We start from the raw sequence: 14,553 nt of genomic DNA on the forward strand, positions 1-14,553 counted from the left end.
TTTCTCTCTTAGGAAAGGTTTGATTTTCGGTAAATAAAGCCGTAGTACATCGACCAGATTAGCCATCCAGTCAAGCTAATCACGATAACAGGCAGTAACCACCACTGTTGCTTGTAGGATAGGACAAGGGTATTCTGCCCTTTTTTGCTGGTAACCGTTGGTACTCCAATAGTGGAAAGAATCATATCTTCTCTATCTAAAACGGTATCATTCAAAATAAGCTGACTGTCTTGGTAAACAATAACTGGTACCGCAGTTTCTTCTGCTTCTGACGCCGTCCAAGTCACCACCAGCTGATCGCCGTCAACTTCTTTGATAAACTCTTGATTTGGTAAAATCACTTGGTCACGATAGGTAAAATAGGTATTGTCCGACTCTTCATTGGTCAGATGTCCCGTCTTCTCTGATAGATCTGGTACATAGTCAGGTGTGGATTTCTGAGCAATGTGGATAAATTCACCCAAGTCTTTAGAATGAAATGAAGCCTGTAACTCTTCCGTCGTCCCGTACAAGGTCGTATGAATTCGTTTTTGTAGGAAGGTATCGCTATAGTAATGTCCTTTGATTTCCTTATAACTCTGATTCCAGAGGAAAACAACCGAAACAAGCAAAGAAATAACAGTCAAACCTGAAAAGATTTTCTGCATTTTTTCTGACAAGCCTGAAACCTGTACCCCCACAACTGCCAACAACAAGGCATTGGCATATAGGAAGAAGCGGAAAGGAAATTGGATCAACTCAACTAAATCGATCCCCTTGCCAGCTACTAATTGCCAAGGGAAGAGGTTGGTTGACAAAATCAAAAATACTGCGTAGGTAAGAGCAAGACCAGCCAGAACCAGCGATTGTTTCTTCCAATTTTTCACTACAAAATAGAGATAGATTCCAAAGAAAATTGGCAATGGATAGGGATAGTAGAGAAAGGCTGTTTTGAGCCATGTTACGGTATTGAGGACAAATTTCTTGTTAACAAATGGTGGTACCAAAGTGTTGGTCGCGTTGATATAAATAAGCGGCAACCAGATATTGATGGTCAGAAGCAAAAAAATTCCTACCGATAGAGCTACTTGCCCAATAATCTTCATTTTTTGGTCTGATTTCCACCAACCAATAAGGAAGAGTACACCATAGGCAATGACCAAGAACAAGGTCGATAGCATATGAACCTGCAACATGAGTCCTACCGCTCCTGCCATGAGGAATATCGGTACTTTTTTAGTCTGTAGGAAACGGACTGCAGGGATTAAACAAAGCGGAAAGAGAGCCACTCCCCAGCTGGTAAATCCTTGGGTCGCCCACCAATACTGAATGGAGTAGGTCGTCACAAAGAAGAGGGACAAGAGAACGGAGTGAACATACTTGACCTTGACCTCGCGCATGAGCAGGTAGAGGGAGGTGGCACTCAGAGTACCCAAGAGAAGATTGGATAAAATCTGATAGCGGAACCAGGTCCCACTCAAGAGTACCAAGGCTCCCTGTAGATAGGCAAAATAAGGCCCATAGAGAGCATTGACAATCCGTCCTGACTGCTGATAGCCATACAAACTGATAATATAGGAGAAATTGCCCTCCTTCATCTGCATAGCCGCATCATAGAAACGATTGTAGTGGAAAATCAAGTCCGCACCTGTCACCATCCCCTTAGTTAGCAAGTGGGGAACCAATAATAATAAAGAAAAGCCCACAAATAGGCCTAGGGCTACTAAATGGGGATGCTTTTTCAGCATAGTTTTTAACATATAGATACCTTCATAAAAAAAGAGGGAAACCCTCTCTTGTTTTTGTAAATATTCTGCCAATTTGCAGACAATATTTTTCAAAAGTTAGTCACATTTCAGTATAGCAAGCTTTCCACCCACTGTCAACGAACAAGGCAAACAGAAAAACAATTTTCCATTAAAATAAATATTGATTGCAGATTTCTCCGCAATCAATACTTGCTTATAAACCGACTTCCTGAAGGCTGTCAGACAACCGTGCGAAGTCAGTCATAGAAAGTGCTTCCCCACGGACACTGGCTTCCAGCTCTGCTATGCCAAGTGCCTGCGTCAGCTTGTCCTTGACCTCTTCGGACTTGCCGAAATGGTTGGTCAGGTTGTTCCACAGGGTCTTGCGGCGGTGAACAAAGCTGGCCTTGGACACCCGGAAGAAGAAATCTTCGTCCTTGACACTGACCAAGGGTTGCTCGCGACGGACCATTTTGAGAATGGCGGAGTCCACGTTTGGTGCGGGCACAAAGACGGTCCGAGGCACGATAAAGGCCACCTTGGCAGTCATGTAGTACTGGACCGCAATGGACAGGCTGCCGTAAGCCTTGGTGTTTGGCTCGGCAGAAATGCGATCGGCCACCTCCCGCTGCATCATGACCACGAACTCGCTGAAGGGAATCTTGCTCTCAATCAGGTGCATGAGGATAGGGGTGGTGATGTAGTAGGGCAGGTTGGCCACGACCTTGATGGGCAGGTCAGGATTCTTGAAATTCTGAATCTGGGTCTGCAGATCGGTCTTCAGGATATCTTGATTGACCACGGTCACATTGTCAAAGCGACCCAGGGTGTCCGCCAAAATCGGAATCAGCCGGTCGTCAATCTCAAAAGCCATGACCTCAGCGGCATTCTCTGCCAAAAACTCGGTCAAAGCTCCGATTCCAGGACCAATCTCAATAACATTGACATTCTGGTCAATCTCTGCCGTGTCCACAATCTTCTGTAAAATATTGGTATCGGTCAAAAAGTTCTGACCGAAAGATTTCTTAAAGGTAAACCCGTGGCGTTCCAGGACGGCACGAGTAACGTTTTTGTCTGCGATTCTCATGTGTGTTCTTTCTTGTTTTTATTTCGCCATTTCACTTAATCGTGAAACAACACTTAACTTTCTCATAGTGGCTGTAATGCCCAACTGTTTCTCTAAATAATTGGTATTTAGTTTTTTCTTTCGAGCATCTCTCGGAAGATACATGTATAGACATCGACTTCCCAGACGCAACTCCTCATCGCCAAAGTCTTGGTGCAATAATTTGTTTAATTTTTCACCATTTATCTCATCATTGGTAAAGACCAAATGAACACGAGAAGGATCATAGCCCTCACCAAAAGAATTTTCCGCAACTGCTTGTGTTAACTCCATCTGATGTTTGACAATGATCGCTAACTCTGCACCTATTTTTTCTTTAATGGTTTGATGGATAAGCCGACTGAGTTGTTTATCTGATAAATCAGTTTCACAAACAACATTTCCACTTTGAATATAGGTTTGAACAGAAGTTAAACCAACTTCCGTCAAAATTTCCGCCAGATAGGACATCTTGGGAATTTTATTTTTACCAACAGGGGTAACACCTCGAAGGAGGGCAATTTTTTTCATTTGTTAATCCCCCTCACCCATAATAGTCCTTTAGCGACAGGATGCACAACCGATCGGATTCCACCATATAAATCAACCGATTCTCCGCATCAATCCTTCTTGACCAGGCACCCTGATAATCATACTTCAAAGGTTCTGGCTTGGCAATACCTTCAAAAAGATGTCGTTGCATATCCTTGATAATCTTATTGATTCTCTTCAGTGTTTTCTTATCCTGACCCTGCCAATAAAGATAGTCTTCCCAGGCGTCGTCTGTAAAATGAATTCCCATGTTAGTCTGCCTCTATCAGATTGCGTTCTTGGGTTTGTCCCGCTTTGACTTGAGCCATACCACGCAAAACTTTTTGAGACAGATAAGCGTTCCGAGCAACAGCAAGGGTTTCTTGTAAGCTATCCCACTCACTCTTTGACAGTACAACAATATCTTCCTCAGGATTTTTATTAACCACGACCAAAGGCTCAAACTCGTCATTGACCTTTTTCATGTAGTCCTTTAAGTGATTTCGAAAATGGGAATATACAATAGCTTCCATAAGCAATACCTCTCATTATTTCTAGGCTTACTATAGCATAGAAAAAAAGAGTTGTCAAACTTATTGTACAACCCTTTAGCGATTCTCCACCTTCCACTCACCGTCTTCAAACCAGTAAAAATTCTCTGTCAGCTGTGGCTGTTCAAAGATTTCCAGCATGGTTTCAAAACCGTCTGCCAACGAAACATTCTTCAAATCCGCACGATCAATCCAGAAAACCTCGCCCTCATCTGAAGATTGGATAGAGCCTGAAAAATGGCTAGTTTTATAGCAAAATACCAGATAGCGATAATGGTCAGTCAGATCCGTCCAGTTTTGAATGCCACAGAGTTCGAGATTGGATACCGTCAAGCCCGTTTCTTCTTTGACCTCGCGGACGACGGAGGAAACAATGCTCTCGCCACGTTCAACATGGCCCCCAGGAAAAGTCACACCTGGCCACTTTTCAGATTTCCTATCCTGGACCAATACCTGCTGACCGTCTGTAATCATACACATATTGGTTAGGATGACTTGCTCTGTCCTACTCATGCTCCCTCACTTCAACAACTTCACATAATCACTCTTGGTCGCAAAAAGGTGACCCACTCGCACTTCATTTTCTACCACGCGATAGAGGGCGATGTAGTCTTTTCCAATGACATAGCCTCGGGTTAGATGAGGCGGGTCTATCTGTTTACCAAAACGGTTATCGGCGTTAAAGCCACGTTCAGGAAAAATTTGCAAACTCTCCAAAGCTTGGACAATCATCTCAATTCGTCTTTTGGCAATTTCTTCTGAGAACTGTTCCGAGAAATAGGCGTAAATAACTGCCAATTCCTTCTCCACTGCTGGAGCAAGTATCACTGAATAAGACTCAAATTCCATACTTCTCTTTGACACTTTCTAGGCTGATCCCTTGACCTGCTTCGATCGCCTGCTGATTTTCCTGGATTTCCTTTTGAAGTTGTAAAAACAACTCTTCTCTTTCCAACTCTTCTTCTGTCAGAATGGGCAACTCATTTTTTACAGCGATGTTTTGTAAAAAGAGGTTAAAACCAGCAGTCAAATCCAGCTGGTTCATAGCAAATATTTCCTTAGCTTTTTCTAAAAGTCTGGAATCAGTTTTGAAATTTACTTGGGCATCTTTTTTTATAGTTATCAATCTAGTCCACCTCCTAGTTTTCTATATTGTAACACGAATAGATATCAGTAGCAATCTTCAAAAAAGCAGAAATAGTAACATTTCCGCTCTAGATTCCCTATCTCCCCAAATCATCAAAATAATAGAGATTCAAAAATTCTTCCTCAGTAACAGGACGTTCAAAATTGTAAAACCAGCGATAGACTTCCACGGCTGGTCCATCAAACTCTATCCTGTCGTCCATTTCTTGCACACCGGCAATATGAAACAAACGGCTCTGCTTCCAAATACCATCCGCATTGACATAGCCATCTTCAACTAAACCACGCAAATAGTCTGCTAGTTTGTTCTTATCAACCTGCTCATCCTCCCAAACAAGGACATCAGCCGGCAGCAAGTAGGTCACTTCTTCATAAGATGAATGATTTTCATAAGAAGGTTCAAACTCGTTTTTTACCAAGCACTTAACAGCGTAGACCCTATCCATGATAGCTCTCCATAGCCTCTTCCACTTCTGCCAAACTTATCCCAAACAATTCCAATCGTTTGAGGAGTTGCTTGCCGTTGCAGTAGCCGATGCGGAGTTTTTCTCCCAGATACTCCCTCCGCCTGCGACTGTCTCCGCCCATAAGCAAGCCTAGGCGCATTAGGTCTGACTTGCTGATGTCAAAGTTATTTTCATCATCATAGTAGCCACGCACGCCTGCTAGGGCCTTTTCCAAGTCCTCAAAGCTGGCGTGCTCAATGCCCAAGGACCGCCCTTTTGTCTTGGACTTGGGGGCAGCCTCGTCCCGCTGTAAAAAAGCGTGTTTGACCGTGGGAATGGCCTGCATAATGATCTTTCGAATCCGCTCCCCATTGTAGTCTGGGTCAGTAAAGACAATGACGCCCCGCAGGTTATGGAGTTTCTCGATGCGTTCCAAGTCATCGTCTGATATGGCAGAGCCTCTGGTTTCGTAGGTATCCACCTCATAAAACCGCTTCAAGTTTGCTGTATCGTCCTTGCCCTCGACAACGAGGACTTCTTGTATCTTAATTTTCTGAGTCAATTCTGAACAAACTCCTTGCATTCTCGTAGGTCGCTCTCGCCACTTCTTCGACCGACTGGTTGCGAAGCTGGGCCAGCATATCCACCACATATCTGGTGTAGCCGGTACGATTTTCCCGACCACGCTTGGGAACAGGTGCCAGGTAGGGCGCATCCGTCTCGACCAGGATTTTTTCTAGGGGCAATGCTTGCGCCGCTTCCTGAAGTTCGACAGCTTTCTTGAAGGTCACTACTCCCGAGAAGGAGATGTGCATGCCCAGGTCCATGAAGGCCTGAGCCTCCTCCAGCGTGCCAGAGAAGGAATGCATAATGCCTCCACGCGAGCCGACGCCAACTTCCTTGATGATCTGGTAAGTATCTTCCAAAGCATCACGAGTATGAACCACAAAGGGTAAATCCAACTGCTTGGCCAGCTCCATCTGTCGCTTGAAAACACGAGCCTGGGTTTCCTTATCTGCCGTCATCCAGTAGTAGTCCAACCCAATCTCCCCTAGGGCAATGACCTTGGGATGTTTAAGAGCCTTGAGTAGATAACGTTCAACTTCCTCATCATAGGTGCCAGCCTCAGTCGGATGCCAGCCCAGTGTCAGATAAATTTCAGGGTGCTGGTCAGCAAGCTCCATAGCCTTGTCAATGGTTGCACGGTCAAAACCGACCACATTGTGGAGGGTGACCCCCATTTCCTTGGCAAAGTCTAATTCTTCTTGGACCCGACCGTCAAACTGCTCTACGTTGAGGTGGGTGTGGGTGTCAAAAATTTGTATCATCGTTCCATCACTTTCTTTCCTACTATTGTAACATATTTCAGAAGATTCTTATGAGAAGAAAAAAACCAGCAGACTCGAGTTTCTGCTGGCTTCTCTTTTCATCTTCTTATGCTACTGTAAGAACTTTACGTCCCTTACGGCGGCGAGCAGCTAACACGCGACGGCCGTTTTTAGTTGCCATACGGCTACGGAAACCGTGTTTACGCGCGCGACGGATTTTACTTGGTTGAAAAGTACGTTTCACGATGAATACCTCCTCTTAGATTCTTGTATTCGTTTAGCCGGCTAGTTTTGATCAGTTACTAAACATACCAAACTATTTTATATAAATTCTGTTCGTTTGTCAAGCTATTCTACCATACTTTTAGGAAAGAATCAGAAAATCATTGAAAAAAGAGGACTAGCCTCTTTTTAATCATGATTTCCTTCAATATCTACAACGACATAGCGGTTCGGCTCGCTACCTTCTGAATAGCTTGTCAAACCATCCATTTTAGAGATAATGCGGTGGATAATTTTACGTTCGCTACTTGACATCGGATCTGTATGGTAGGCTTCCTGCTCTGCCAAAACACGTTCTGCCAATTTTTGTGCGTAGCCTTGAAGCACTTCAGCACGGTGTTCTACATAGTCATTCACATTGATAGTAATGTAGAAGTTACGCTCATAGCGATTATATAAGAAGTTCTGAGCCAAAAGTTGCAAAGCCTTTAAGACTTTTCCGTGATAACCGATGACGCGTCCTGGTTCATTGGTATCCACTTGAATATTGATTGTACGGCGATTATGACTTGTATCAATACGCGCCTCAACATCCATATCATCCAGAATTTCTTGTACATAAGCTGTCACTTCCGAAACAACTTGTTCAATATCATACTGGGGCTCAATCTTAATATCTAAATCAGCAAAATTATCTGCTTGATTTTCTGAGACGACTTCTTGATTTACGTCTTCCTTAGCAGATGTTGTTGCATCTGTAGTAGTTAGCAAATCCTCTGAAAGAATTTCAATCCGACCTGTTTCTTCCAAAATCGTTGTCGCTTCTTTTTCATTTTTCAAAATCTGCGCTTTAATATCATCATCAAGCGTTTGACCAGACTTTTCAAATTCTTTCACCGCTGCAACAACTTTTCCTAGGTCAATTGTAGCCTCTGAAACGCTTTTTACTGGTTCATTTTGTTCATTAATTTCATCTGGAACGCCACGAACTGCTTTCTGATTAGCCTTAACAACCGTTGTTTCATTGATGACATCAATATCCACAATCGCTGGCTTTCTACCGAAACCAAGGAAACCTTTTTTCTCACGCGCAACCACAGTAATATGTGCTTTTTTTCGAGGAATATTTAGCTCTACCAAGCCATTTTGGATGGCCTCTTCAACACTTGCTCCTGTAAATTTCATCTTCTCTCTCCTAGTTTTCCTATTTCTTTTTCTGTGCTTTTTTCTGTGCCCGTCGGATTTTTGCCTGACGCTCTTTTTCCGCATCAATTTTCGCTTGACGCTCTGCTATTATTTTAAACGGATTATTGAACACCAAGGTTTGAGCAACCTGATAGGCATTTGACACTGTCCAATACAAAGCCACCCCACTAGCAGCTGCCACAGCAAAGAAAAAAATCACCACGGGCATGGCATAGGTCATAATTGTCATAGCCATATTCTTCTCAATTGCTGATTTATTGGTCAACCATGAGCTGAGGAATGTAAACACTGCAGCCATAATCGGCAAAATAAAGAGCGGATCCGGCTCCCCAAGATTTAACCAAAGGAAGTGACCTACTTTCAAGGCTTCAACACGCGTCAGAGCTTGAAAGAGGGCCAAAAGGATTGGCATTTGAATAAAGAGCGGAATCATGGACGCTCTCATGCTAACGCCATTCTCTTTGTAGAGAGCTTGCGTTGCTTCATAGAGCTGCTGGCGACTTTCCATATCCGTTCCTGGATACTCCGCTTGCAACTTTTTCAGCTGAGGTTGAAGCTCCTGCATCTTCCGTGAGGAATTCATCTGTATTTGGAACAACGGCAACAGAAGGGTTCGAATTAAAATGGTAAAAAGTATAATACCGATTCCAATTTGACCGTTGATAGATAGGAACTGAATAATGCTGGCAAACCAGTAAATTAATCTATCCCACGCATCTGTAGATTGACTGGTCACTGGCCCTGTTCCGCAGGCTGTTAAAACAATTAGAGATGCTACCAGTAGACCTGCCCATTTAACTTTCTTTTTCAATCACAACACCTTCCTGGTATAGTTTAGCTAGTTTCAAAACATGGATGAGGTTTTGCTTCATTTCTTGATAGGACAATTCCTCTACACCTTTTCGAGCAATGATAACAAAGTCATCTGCTACCAGTTGATGTTGGCATTCAATTAAGATGTGACGAATCCTGCGCTTAATCTTATTTCGCATGACAGCGTTTCCCAATTTTTTGCTGACAGATAAACCTACTCGGAAATGCTTTTGCTCTTTAGATAATCGGTAGACAACAAACCTCCGATTGGCGACATTGTTTCCTTTTGTAAAAATGTCATTAAAATCTCGTTCACGCTTGACACGATAGCTTTTTTTCAAAATGCCTCTCCATCTTCCAAAATTACTTCTATTATACCATAAAATTCAAAAAAGCCAATAAACATACCGTTTAGAGGCCTTTCGAAGCGATTATTTGTGCTTTTGCTTGCTGAATTTGCTGGCGAATGGATTCAAATCCAGTTCCACCTAGCGAATTTCTGCGTGAAACGGCTGTTTCCGATTCTAAAGCTGTATAAATATCCGGTCCAATGACAGGCGACAGCTCTTGATAACGTTCCAAAGGAACATCTTGTAAATAATAGCCTGCCTTGCTACATTCCAAGACCAGTTTTCCAACAATCTCATGCGCTTGGCGGAAGGGCAGACCTTTACTAGCCAAATAATCAGCCAACTCTGTCGCATTTGAAAAGTCCTTCTCTGTCGATTGAGCCATCCTTTCCTTATGGACTGTCATAGATTGCAACATCCCTGCCAAAATATCGATAGATACTAAAATCGTTTCCGCACTATCAAACATGCCTTCCTTGTCCTCTTGCAAGTCCTTGTTATAGGTTAAAGGCAGGGATTTCATGACCGTCAAAAGTCCCACCAAGTTTCCATAAACCCGACCCGTTTTTCCCCGAATCAATTCTGCCATATCTGGATTTTTCTTCTGTGGCATGATGGAAGAACCTGTTGAAAAGGTATCGGATAGGGTGACAAATTGGTATTCATGTGAACACCAGTTAATGATTTCTTCACACAAACGGGACATGTGCATCATGAGAATGCTGGCATTGGAGAGGAATTCCAGTATAAAATCACGATCAGACACAGCATCAAGAGAATTACTATAGGGCTTAGCAAATCCCATCAAATCCGACGTCATCTGACGGTCAATCGGAAAGGTTGTCCCTGCCAAGGCCGCCGCACCAAGTGGGGATACATCTGTATGCTGCATGTTGAATACAAAGCGCTCACTGTCGCGGCTGAACATGTTGTAATAGGCTAACAAGTGCTGAGCAAAACTAATGGGCTGGGCATGTTGCAAGTGGGTATAGCCGGGCATGATTGTTTCCACATGCTCCTGTGCAAGGTCTACCAAAATCTGACGTAGGTTGGTCAATTTGTCTACAACTTGAAAGAGTGTATCCTTCAGATAGAGGTGCATATCGGTCGCTACTTGATCGTTACGAGAACGAGCTGTGTGGAGTTTGCCTGCAACTGAGCCTATTTTATCCGTCAATAGACTTTCGATATTCATGTGAATGTCTTCGTTACGAATATCAAAGACCAGCTTGCCAGCCTCATAGTCTGCTAGCAATTCTTCCAAACCAGTTTGAATAGCCTGAACTTCTTCTTGATTGATAATCCCTGTGGCTCCGAGCATCTTGACATGGGCTAAAGAACCCTGAATATCATACTTGGCCAGTTTTTGATCAAATCGGATGGAAGCTCCGAATTCTTCTACCCATTCCTCAAGACTGGCTTCAAAGCGACCACCCCATAATTTCTTTGCTTCCATACACTCCTACTTTCTAGTCTTTTTTATGAATTTCTGCATTGACCTTGGTTGGTAATCCCCAAAGCTTGATGAAACCAACTGCTGCATCTTGGTCAAAGGTATCTGCACTGGTATAGGTTGCCAAATCTTCGTCATACAGCGAATTTGGAGATTTCCGAGCGACAACTTTAGCTGTTCCCTTATACAATTTCACTTTTGCGGTGCCATTCACGACTGATTGAGTTGCTTGCAAATAAGCTTTCAAGGCCTGGGTTGCTGGATTGAACCACAAGCCATTGTAAATCAAGTTAGAGAGTTCATTTGAAACAATCGGTTTGAAATGCGATACTTCGCGCACCAAGGTCAAATCTTCAATTTCCTTGTGAGCTGTCAAAAGGGTAATAGCTCCTGGACACTCGTAAATTTCCCGTGACTTGATCCCAACTAGACGATTTTCCACATGGTCAATCCGACCTACACCATGCTTGCCTGCAATGACATTGAGTTTTTGGATGAGATTTGCCAGGCTGAGCTTTTCTCCATTTACAGTAACGGGTACGCCCGCCTGAAACTCAATATCGACATACTCAGGAGTATCTGGTGCATTTTCTGGTGCAGTTGTAATACCAAAAGCATCTTCTGGCGCTTCATTCCATGGATTTTCCAGGACTCCGCACTCATTGGCACGGCCCCAAAGATTTTGGTCAACGGAATAAGGGCTATCCAAATCTGCTGGGACTGGTACACCATTTTCCTTGGCGAAGATGATTTCTTCTTCACGCGCCCATTTCCATTCCCGAACAGGGGCTACAACTTTCAAAGTTGGGTCCAGGGCTGCAATGGCTACCTCAAACCGCACCTGGTCATTTCCCTTACCAGTACAACCGTGGGCGATAGTGGTTGCTCCTGTCTTATGGGCCATTTCCACCAACTTTTTGGAAATCAAGGGCCGACTGAGAGCTGATACCAGCGGATATTTTTGCTCATAATAGGCATGAGCTTGCAGGGCTGGTAGGACATATTCTTGAGCAAATTCTTCTTTCACATCCAACACATGGGACTCAATGGCACCAATGGACAGTGCTTTATCATGAATGAATTCAAGATCTTTCCCCTCACCTACATCCATACAAACCGCAATCACATCATAGTCTTTTTTCAACCATGCAATCGCAACTGAAGTATCAAGTCCACCAGAATAGGCTAAAATCAATTTTTCTTTTGTCATAAGCAATCTCATTTCTTTTTATTTTTATAAAACTTAGTGACTATTATAGTGTATATTTATACTTTTTGCAACATAAATATACAAATTTTTGAAAATTTTTTGTATGGTTTCAATATTGATTTGAAAATAAGCAAATGAAGAGGCGACTGACGTCAGCTTTCTAGCTCAATAATCCTCCAATCATTCCAATACGCAAACACCCGCAAGATACTTGTCTAACACTTCCATGTTTGATATAATGAATAACCAATCTAGAAAAGGAGCAAAATATGGAAATCTGGAACGCCTACACAGCCGACGGTCACTTGACCGACCACACCCTCACACGCGGAGAATCCATTCCCGACGGCCTCTACCACCTGGTCGTCGAGTGCATCATCCGCCACCGCGACGGCAGCACCCTCTTCATGAAACGCGACAGCACCAAACCCTCCTACCCTGACTATTATGAAGCGACAGCAGGAGGTTCGGCCTTGTTTGGGGAAATAGCAGAGCAGGCCATTTTGCGCGAAGTCCGCGAAGAGACAGGCATTGAGCTGACAGCTGACCAACTCCGCCACCATACACACTTTGTCGCCCATGACGACCAATGCATTTTCCACTGCTACTGGGCTGAAACCAATTGGGACAAATCCACAATCCAACTCCAAACGGATGAAACCAGCAACTACATCTGGGTCCCACAAGAAGATTTAAAAGACTTTTTAGAAACAGAACTGGTTATTCCAAGGCAGAAAGACTATGTGGAGAGGCTGTTTTTAGACCAAGAAAAGTGCAAGAGCGAGAATGAAACTCAGTAAAAGATGAGATAAAAAGTGACTGAGACGATTTCTCCCAAAAAGAACACGACCGCCTATCACTCTCACCCCGCAAGCCAATAATAAGCCTAATATAAATCCCAAAACTGTCTGCCAGCCCAATAAACTGAGCAGAACTGGGCAAGCATATAAAACCAGTAACCAGCTAGGAAGTTGCTTGCGATATACCCAAGCAGATACAGGCAGTAGCCCCAAGTAGAGCACAATCAACCATTTAACAACAATAATCATATAGAACTCCTTTCCCCACCAATTTATCATGAGGGGCTAAGCCCCTGTCAAGAGGACATTATGAAAACAGGACAAGTCATGCAACAATTCGGTATCAAACGGGATACGCTTCGTTTCTACACAGAACAAGGACTGCTACAACCGCAATTGATTGACGGCAATTACTACTGGAACGAAGAAGAAATCAACAACCTAGAAAATATCCTAGGACTTCGCCAATTAGGTTTGTCCGTCAAAGCCATTATCCGCATCAAGGAACTACATGACAGCAAATGCGGCAGTCTCGAACAGCTAAAAGAAAACAGACAGGTCATACTGGATGAAATTGTCGACCGTGAAAAACAAATCCTCCTGCTCCAAGAACAGAAGGAAAATCTAGAAAATCTACTCCAGCAGATTGAGGAAAAATTACAGAATCTATAACAAAATCCCCATCGTCACTGAATAGGACATTGGGGATTCTTTTATTTCAATCCAGCAACTAGACTTGCAATATCAGCTGGTCGAGTACGACAACACCCTCCAACTACCTTGGCACCCAGTTTGTGCCACACAAGAGTATTGTCCAGAAGAGAATGGCTGCCGTCTGTCTTTTCCTTCCAAGTTTGAGTGGCTCCATCATAGACTTCTCCAGAATTTGGATAGGTCACAAATGGTTTATCCGTTTTTTCTCTCAACTTGCCAAGAAAAGCTGTGTAGAGCGAAGGAGCTGTACAGTTAAGACCAACCGCCAAAATCTGCTCACTGCTGTTAACCAGCTCTGCTATTTTTTCAATAGCCGTACCGTCAGAAATCGACTGCCCGTCTTGTGAAGTGAAGCTAATATAGGCCTCTATCTCTGGAAAATCCTCTGCCAGCAACTCTACTAAAGCTTGTGCTTCAAGAACATTTGGAATAGTCTCCAAGGCTAAGAGTTCAGCCCCCTGTTCTAAGAGGAGTTCGATTCTGCGACGGTGGAAAGCCTTCAACTCCTCCAAACTGATGTTGCCATAATCACCTGTGTACTCCGAACCATTGGCTAGATAGGCTGCATAAGGACCAACGTCACCTGAAATGAGAGGATAGGTTCGTTGTGCTTTTTCAGCTTCAGACAATTCGGCCCAGACTTCATCACGCGCCTCCTTAGCCAAATCAACTGTCAGACGAATCAATTTTTCAGCCTCGGCCTGTGACAAACCAGCTTCCGCCAAACCTTCAAAGGTCGCCTGATAGGTTGAAGTCGTCACCAAGTCTGCTCCGGCACGAATATAATCCTTGTGGATATCCTTGATGTACTGGGGATTTTCCAAAAGATATTTGGCAGACCAAAGCTTGCCCGATACATCATGACCTCGAAATTCCAATTCCGTCCCAAGAGCACCGTGTAAAATGATGTATTCCTTTTGTTCTAATAATTCCTTAAAACGACCCATAATC

Annotated in this window: 21 protein-coding genes; 2 read left to right on the plus strand and 19 right to left on the minus strand. The window is 43.5% G+C overall.

Going from position 1 to position 14,553, the window contains the following annotated elements; all coding sequences use genetic code 11:
- Positions 1 to 8: 8 nt before the first annotated feature.
- From F9856_RS01530 to F9856_RS01610, 17 genes are all read right to left on the minus strand, one after another.
- Complete coding sequence (locus tag F9856_RS01530; protein ID WP_202105499.1) at positions 9 to 1,739, minus strand: hypothetical protein; 1,731 nt, start codon at positions 1,737 to 1,739, stop codon at positions 9 to 11.
- A 202-nt stretch (positions 1,740 to 1,941) separates the two neighbouring features.
- Positions 1,942 to 2,814: a 16S rRNA (adenine(1518)-N(6)/adenine(1519)-N(6))-dimethyltransferase RsmA gene (rsmA, locus tag F9856_RS01535; RefSeq protein WP_202105500.1), complete on the minus strand. Its 873-nt coding sequence runs from the start codon at positions 2,812 to 2,814 to the stop codon at positions 1,942 to 1,944.
- A gap of 18 nt (positions 2,815 to 2,832) precedes the next feature.
- Complete coding sequence (locus tag F9856_RS01540; protein WP_024419185.1) at positions 2,833 to 3,363, minus strand: DUF1697 domain-containing protein; 531 nt, start codon at positions 3,361 to 3,363, stop codon at positions 2,833 to 2,835.
- A 13-nt stretch (positions 3,364 to 3,376) separates the two neighbouring features.
- On the minus strand, positions 3,377 to 3,634 hold the full coding sequence (locus tag F9856_RS01545) for a Txe/YoeB family addiction module toxin (protein ID WP_024419186.1): 258 nt from the start codon (positions 3,632 to 3,634) through the stop codon (positions 3,377 to 3,379).
- 1 nt (position 3,635) lies between these two features.
- Complete coding sequence (locus F9856_RS01550; protein WP_029693774.1) at positions 3,636 to 3,896, minus strand: type II toxin-antitoxin system Phd/YefM family antitoxin; 261 nt, start codon at positions 3,894 to 3,896, stop codon at positions 3,636 to 3,638.
- Between the two features lie 75 nt (positions 3,897 to 3,971).
- Positions 3,972 to 4,427: an 8-oxo-dGTP diphosphatase gene (locus F9856_RS01555; RefSeq protein ID WP_202105501.1), complete on the minus strand. Its 456-nt coding sequence runs from the start codon at positions 4,425 to 4,427 to the stop codon at positions 3,972 to 3,974.
- Between the two features lie 6 nt (positions 4,428 to 4,433).
- Positions 4,434 to 4,763 (minus strand): type II toxin-antitoxin system RelE/ParE family toxin, encoded by a 330-nt coding sequence (locus F9856_RS01560; RefSeq protein WP_202105502.1) that lies wholly within the window; start codon positions 4,761 to 4,763, stop codon positions 4,434 to 4,436.
- The gene (locus tag F9856_RS01565; RefSeq protein WP_002940311.1) at positions 4,753 to 5,040 is read right to left on the minus strand and encodes a hypothetical protein; all 288 of its coding nucleotides are present in this window, start codon (positions 5,038 to 5,040) and stop codon (positions 4,753 to 4,755) included. The genes F9856_RS01560 and F9856_RS01565 overlap by 11 nt, the downstream gene beginning before the upstream one ends.
- 97 nt (positions 5,041 to 5,137) lie before the next feature.
- Positions 5,138 to 5,506 carry a hypothetical protein gene (locus F9856_RS01570; protein ID WP_202105503.1) on the minus strand — a complete coding sequence of 123 codons (369 nt, stop codon included), beginning with the start codon at positions 5,504 to 5,506 and terminating at the stop codon, positions 5,138 to 5,140.
- Entirely contained in the window at positions 5,499 to 6,068 is a 570-nt protein-coding gene (gene rnmV, locus F9856_RS01575; protein ID WP_202105504.1) for a ribonuclease M5, read from the minus strand. The genes F9856_RS01570 and rnmV overlap by 8 nt, the downstream gene beginning before the upstream one ends.
- On the minus strand, positions 6,052 to 6,834 hold the full coding sequence (locus tag F9856_RS01580; RefSeq protein ID WP_079761367.1) for a TatD family hydrolase: 783 nt from the start codon (positions 6,832 to 6,834) through the stop codon (positions 6,052 to 6,054). Before F9856_RS01580 ends, rnmV begins: the two co-directional genes overlap by 17 nt.
- Before the next feature lie 106 nt (positions 6,835 to 6,940).
- Positions 6,941 to 7,078, minus strand: a complete 138-nt coding sequence (rpmH, locus tag F9856_RS01585; RefSeq protein WP_002939016.1) for a 50S ribosomal protein L34 — start codon at positions 7,076 to 7,078, stop codon at positions 6,941 to 6,943.
- A gap of 167 nt (positions 7,079 to 7,245) precedes the next feature.
- Complete coding sequence (gene jag, locus F9856_RS01590; protein ID WP_044765292.1) at positions 7,246 to 8,241, minus strand: RNA-binding cell elongation regulator Jag/EloR; 996 nt, start codon at positions 8,239 to 8,241, stop codon at positions 7,246 to 7,248.
- 19 nt (positions 8,242 to 8,260) lie between these two features.
- The gene (locus tag F9856_RS01595; protein ID WP_002940331.1) at positions 8,261 to 9,073 is read right to left on the minus strand and encodes a YidC/Oxa1 family membrane protein insertase; all 813 of its coding nucleotides are present in this window, start codon (positions 9,071 to 9,073) and stop codon (positions 8,261 to 8,263) included.
- Positions 9,057 to 9,416, minus strand: a complete 360-nt coding sequence (gene rnpA / locus F9856_RS01600; RefSeq protein ID WP_202105505.1) for a ribonuclease P protein component — start codon at positions 9,414 to 9,416, stop codon at positions 9,057 to 9,059. The genes F9856_RS01595 and rnpA overlap by 17 nt, the downstream gene beginning before the upstream one ends.
- A gap of 70 nt (positions 9,417 to 9,486) precedes the next feature.
- The gene (argH, locus tag F9856_RS01605; RefSeq protein WP_172101246.1) at positions 9,487 to 10,881 is read right to left on the minus strand and encodes an argininosuccinate lyase; all 1,395 of its coding nucleotides are present in this window, start codon (positions 10,879 to 10,881) and stop codon (positions 9,487 to 9,489) included.
- A gap of 13 nt (positions 10,882 to 10,894) precedes the next feature.
- Positions 10,895 to 12,088: an argininosuccinate synthase gene (locus F9856_RS01610; RefSeq protein WP_029943586.1), complete on the minus strand. Its 1,194-nt coding sequence runs from the start codon at positions 12,086 to 12,088 to the stop codon at positions 10,895 to 10,897.
- Between the two features lie 269 nt (positions 12,089 to 12,357).
- Here F9856_RS01610 and F9856_RS01615 point away from each other — a divergent pair, with 269 nt between their 5' ends.
- Positions 12,358 to 12,888 (plus strand): NUDIX hydrolase, encoded by a 531-nt coding sequence (locus tag F9856_RS01615; protein ID WP_202105506.1) that lies wholly within the window; start codon positions 12,358 to 12,360, stop codon positions 12,886 to 12,888.
- On the opposite strand, the gene F9856_RS01620 is transcribed toward F9856_RS01615, so the two are convergent.
- Positions 12,847 to 13,137: a hypothetical protein gene (locus tag F9856_RS01620; RefSeq protein WP_202105507.1), complete on the minus strand. Its 291-nt coding sequence runs from the start codon at positions 13,135 to 13,137 to the stop codon at positions 12,847 to 12,849. The genes F9856_RS01615 and F9856_RS01620 overlap by 42 nt on opposite strands.
- A 60-nt stretch (positions 13,138 to 13,197) precedes the next feature.
- Between F9856_RS01620 and F9856_RS01625 the strand changes: the two genes are divergently transcribed.
- Positions 13,198 to 13,560 (plus strand): MerR family transcriptional regulator, encoded by a 363-nt coding sequence (locus F9856_RS01625; protein WP_202105508.1) that lies wholly within the window; start codon positions 13,198 to 13,200, stop codon positions 13,558 to 13,560.
- Between the two features lie 41 nt (positions 13,561 to 13,601).
- Here F9856_RS01625 and mmuM read toward each other — a convergent pair whose 3' ends face one another.
- Positions 13,602 to 14,549, minus strand: a complete 948-nt coding sequence (mmuM, locus tag F9856_RS01630; RefSeq protein WP_202105509.1) for a homocysteine S-methyltransferase — start codon at positions 14,547 to 14,549, stop codon at positions 13,602 to 13,604.
- Between the last annotated feature and the right edge of the window lie 4 nt (positions 14,550 to 14,553).

Origin of the sequence: Streptococcus suis (assembly GCF_016743335.1) — a bacterium.
In the GTDB taxonomy this organism is placed as follows: Bacteria; Bacillota; Bacilli; order Lactobacillales; family Streptococcaceae; genus Streptococcus; species Streptococcus suis_Y.